This window comes from Aerococcus sp. L_32 (assembly GCF_050689315.1).
Genome location: NZ_JBOEQF010001181.1, coordinates 1 through 565 on the forward strand (window position 1 = coordinate 1; position 565 = coordinate 565).

At 45.1% G+C, this 565-nt stretch carries 1 pseudogene; it reads right to left on the reverse strand.

From position 1 onward, the window contains the following. Positions 1-565: pseudogene (locus ACRCJ0_RS18820) on the reverse strand (V-type ATP synthase subunit A); the annotation flags it as partial.

Here is a 565-nt window from a genome sequence, read left to right on the forward strand (position 1 = left end):
AGCTTCACGGGCTGCTACCGGCATGTTTGAAGTGTTGGCAATTAACACAGTACGATCCATGATTGATTCCCCAGTTTTCGGGTCAACCAATTCAGGGAACTCGTTAATTACGTCCGTCATTTCGTTACCACGTTCACCACAACCAACGTAAACCACGATATCTACATCCGCATATTTAGCAATTTGGTGTTGCACAACTGTCTTACCGGCACCGAATGGCCCTGGAACTGCTGCTGCCCCACCTTTTGAAATTGGGAAGAAAGTATCGATAACACGTTGACCTGTTGTCATAATTTTATTTGGTGAGTATTTTTCGGCAAAAGGACGACCTTGACGCACTGGCCATGTTTGCATCATTGTGAATGATTTCTCGCCTTGCTCAGTGTCTAAGACGTACACATTATCTTCTAAAGTGTAGTCGCCTTCTTGAATTGATTTCACTGTACCTGAAACGCCAACCGGCACCATGATACGGTGTTCAATTACGGGACCTTCTTGAACAGTACCCACAATGTCACCACCTGTAACTTGTGTGCCTGCTTCAACAGTTGGGGTAAAATGCCAT